4 protein-coding genes are annotated in these 3,431 nt (G+C 72.7%); all 4 read left to right on the top strand.

From position 1 onward, the window contains the following. A partial coding sequence (locus ACFU99_RS37980) for a helix-hairpin-helix domain-containing protein (protein WP_384401557.1) occupies positions 1–449 on the top strand: 449 nt, incomplete at its 5' end. Further along, positions 446–1,375 (top strand): RNase adapter RapZ, encoded by a 930-nt coding sequence (gene rapZ, locus ACFU99_RS37975; RefSeq protein WP_384401554.1) that lies wholly within the window; start codon positions 446–448, stop codon positions 1,373–1,375. The genes ACFU99_RS37980 and rapZ, both read left to right, overlap by 4 nt. Beyond that, positions 1,372–2,412, top strand: coding sequence for a uridine diphosphate-N-acetylglucosamine-binding protein YvcK (gene yvcK, locus ACFU99_RS37970; protein ID WP_384401551.1), 1,041 nt, complete (start codon positions 1,372–1,374; stop codon positions 2,410–2,412). Before rapZ ends, yvcK begins: the two co-directional genes overlap by 4 nt. Further along, positions 2,403–3,404 carry a DNA-binding protein WhiA gene (gene whiA, locus ACFU99_RS37965; protein WP_363229098.1) on the top strand — a complete coding sequence of 334 codons (1,002 nt, stop codon included), beginning with the start codon at positions 2,403–2,405 and terminating at the stop codon, positions 3,402–3,404. The genes yvcK and whiA overlap by 10 nt, the downstream gene beginning before the upstream one ends. Positions 3,405–3,431 lie beyond the last annotated feature (27 nt).

Here is a 3,431-nt window from a genome sequence, read left to right as displayed (position 1 = left end):
ACGTCGCCGTCTGCGGGCTCGCCAAGCGGCTCGAAGAGGTCTGGCTGCCGGACGAGGACGACCCGGTCGTGCTGCCGCGCAGCAGCGAAGGGCTCTACCTCCTCCAGCGCGTCCGCGACGAGGCGCATCGTTTCGCCATCACGTATCAGCGCAGCAAGCGCGCCAAGGCCATCAAGGCCGGCCCGCTGGCCGCCGTGGCCGGTCTCGGCGACAGCCGCAAGCAGGCGCTGATCAAGCACTTCGGTTCCGTCAAGCGGCTGCGCGCCGCGACGGTCGAGCAGATCTGCGAGGTGCCCGGCATCGGCCGCAAGACCGCCGAGACCGTCGCCGCGGCCCTCGCCACGGCGGCTCCGGCCGCCCCTGCGGTGAATACCGCGACAGGAGAGATCATTGAGGATGAGGAGGCCGCACCCGCCGCTTCCTCATCGGAACGGGGGCACGAGGCATGAACGAGACCCACGAAGACGGAGCACAGGTGAGTACGACGACGGCGGAGCAGGGAGGCGAGACGGCGGCCATTCCCGAGCTGGTGATCATCTCCGGCATGTCGGGGGCGGGCCGCAGCACCGCCGCGAAGTGCCTGGAGGATCTCGGCTGGTTCGTCGTCGACAACCTGCCGCCCGCCCTGATCCCCACCATGGTGGACCTCGGCGCCCGCTCGCAGGGCAACGTGGCCCGTATCGCCGTGGTCGTGGACGTACGCGGCCGGCGCTTCTTCGACAACCTCCGCGAGTCGCTCGCGGCGCTGGCGGCCAAGCACGTCAAGCGGCGGGTGATCTTCCTGGAGGCGTCCGACGAGGCCCTGGTCCGCCGCTTCGAGTCGGTCCGCCGGCCGCACCCGCTCCAGGGCCCCGGCCGCATCGTCGACGGCATCGTGGCCGAGCGCGACCTGCTGCGCGAGCTGCGCGGCGACGCCGACCTGGTCATCGACACCTCCAGCCTCAACGTGCACGAGCTGCGCGCCAAGATGGACGCCCAGTTCGCGGGCGAGGAGGAGCCTGAGCTGCGGGCGACCGTCATGTCGTTCGGCTACAAGTACGGGCTCCCGGTCGACGCCGACCTCGTGGTGGACTGCCGCTTCCTGCCGAACCCGCACTGGGTGCCGGAGCTGCGGCCCTTCACCGGCCTCAACGAGGAGGTCTCCGGCTATGTGTTCAACCAGCCCGGCGCCAAGGAGTTCCTGGACCGGTACGCCGAGCTGCTCCAGCTCATCGCCGCCGGCTACCGCCGCGAGGGCAAGCGCTATGTGACCATCGCCGTCGGCTGTACGGGCGGCAAGCACCGCAGCGTCGCCATGTCCGAGCGGCTCGCCCAGCGTCTGGTCTCCGAAGGCGTCGAGACCGTCGTCGTCCACCGGGACATGGGGCGCGAATGACGAATCGCACGCTGCGCATGCGGCGCGTGCGCAGATTTGTGCCCGGCAGCCGTACACGCCGGGGCCCTCGGGGCGCCCAGCCCAAGGTCGTCGCCCTCGGCGGCGGCCACGGGCTGTCCGCCTCGCTCACCGCGCTGCGCCGGATCACCGGCGATCTCACCGCCGTCGTCACCGTCGCCGACGACGGCGGCTCCAGCGGGCGGCTGCGCGACGAGCTCGGCGTGCTGCCCCCCGGCGACCTGCGCAAGGCGCTGGCCGCGCTCTGCGGCGACGACGACTGGGGCCAGACCTGGGCGCGGGTGATCCAGCACCGTTTCACCAGCGAGGGCGAGCTGCACGAGCACGCGGTCGGCAATCTGCTGATCGTCGCCCTCTGGGAGCAGCTAGGCGACCATGTGAGCGCCCTGGACCTGGTCGGCAAGCTGCTCGGGGCGCACGGCCGGGTGCTGCCGATGTCGGCGGTGCCGCTGGAGCTCCAGGCGCTTGTGCGGGGCCACGACGCGGACCGCCCGGACGAGCTGTCCACCGTGCGCGGGCAGGCCACCGTGGCGCTGACCCCCGGCGAGGTGCAGTCGGTGCACGTCGTGCCGGAGGACCCGCCGGCGGTGCCGGAGGCCGTCGCCGCGGTGCTCGACGCCGACTGGGTGGTGCTCGGCCCCGGCTCCTGGTTCTCCTCCGTCATCCCGCATCTGCTCGTCCCCGAACTGCTCGAAGCGCTCCAGGAGACCAAGGCGCGCCGGGTCCTCTCGTTGAATCTGGCACCGCAACCCGGTGAAACAGATGGCTTCTCCCCGCAGCGTCATTTGGAGGTTTTGGCCCGACACGCCCCTAAACTCGCCCTGGACGTGGTGTTGGCCGACGAGGCCGCCGTGCCCGACCGGGAGAGCCTCACCGAAGCCGCGAAGCGGCTCGGCGGCGCGGTCGAGCTGGCGCCGGTCGCCGCGCTCGACGGTTCCCCGAAGCACGACCCGGAGCTGTTGGCCGCCGCGTACGACCGTATTTTTCGGATGCATGGAAGGATCGGCCCATGGCGATGACGGCAGCGGTGAAGGACGAAATCTCCCGGCTTCCCGTCACCCGGACCTGCTGCCGGAAAGCGGAGGTCTCGGCGATCCTGCGGTTCGCGGGCGGGCTGCACCTGGTGAGCGGCCGCATCGTGATCGAGGCGGAGCTGGACACCGGGATCGCGGCGCGGCGGCTGCGCAAGGACATCCTGGAGATCTTCGGGCACGCCTCCGACCTGGTGGTGATGGCCCCCGGCGGGCTGCGGCGGGGCAGCAGATACGTGGTGCGGGTAGTGGCGGGCGGTGACCAGCTGGCGCGGCAGACCGGCCTGGTCGACGGCCGCGGCCGGCCGATCCGCGGACTGCCCCCGCAGGTCGTCTCGGGCGCCACCTGCGACGCGGAGGCCGCCTGGCGCGGCGCGTTCCTCGCCCACGGCTCGCTCACCGAGCCCGGCCGCTCCTCGTCCCTGGAGGTGACCTGCCCCGGCCCGGAGGCCGCGCTCGCGCTGGTCGGCGCCGCCCGCAGGCTCCAGATCGCGGCCAAGGCGCGCGAGGTGCGCGGCGTGGACCGGGTGGTCGTACGGGACGGGGACGCGATCGGCGCGCTGCTGACCCGGCTCGGCGCGCACGAGTCGGTGCTGGCCTGGGAGGAGCGCCGGATGCGGCGCGAGGTGCGGGCCACCGCCAACCGGCTCGCGAACTTCGACGACGCCAATCTGCGCCGCTCGGCGCGGGCCGCCGTGGCCGCGGGCGCGCGGGTGCAGCGGGCGCTGGAGATCCTCGGCGAGGAGGTGCCCGAGCACCTCGCCGCGGCCGGCCGGCTGCGCATGGAGCACAAGCAGGCGTCGCTGGAGGAGCTGGGGGCGCTCGCCGACCCGGCGCTGACCAAGGACGCGGTGGCGGGCCGTATCCGCCGGCTGCTGGCGATGGCCGACAAGCGCGCGCAGGACCTCGGGATTCCGGGCACGGAGTCGAACCTCACCGAGGATCTCGCCGACGACCTGGCGGAGGGGCTGGTCGGCTGACCGGTCCGTATCGACTGGGTCACAGGC

It is taken from the genome of Streptomyces sp. NPDC057654 (genome assembly GCF_042800135.1).
Lineage (GTDB): Bacteria > Actinomycetota > Actinomycetes > Streptomycetales > Streptomycetaceae > Streptomyces.
Note: the sequence above shows the minus strand (reverse complement) of the source record. Positions and strands in the feature narration are given on the sequence as shown.

Bases quoted from the DNA above. Each gene is read 5' to 3' on its own strand.
- whiA (WP_363229098.1), top strand. From the start codon at position 2,403: ATGGCGATGACGGCAGCGGTGAAGGACGAAATCTCCCGGCTTCCCGTC.
- yvcK (WP_384401551.1), top strand. From the start codon at position 1,372: ATGACGAATCGCACGCTGCGCATGCGGCGCGTGCGCAGATTTGTGCCC.
- rapZ (WP_384401554.1), top strand. From the start codon at position 446: ATGAACGAGACCCACGAAGACGGAGCACAGGTGAGTACGACGACGGCG.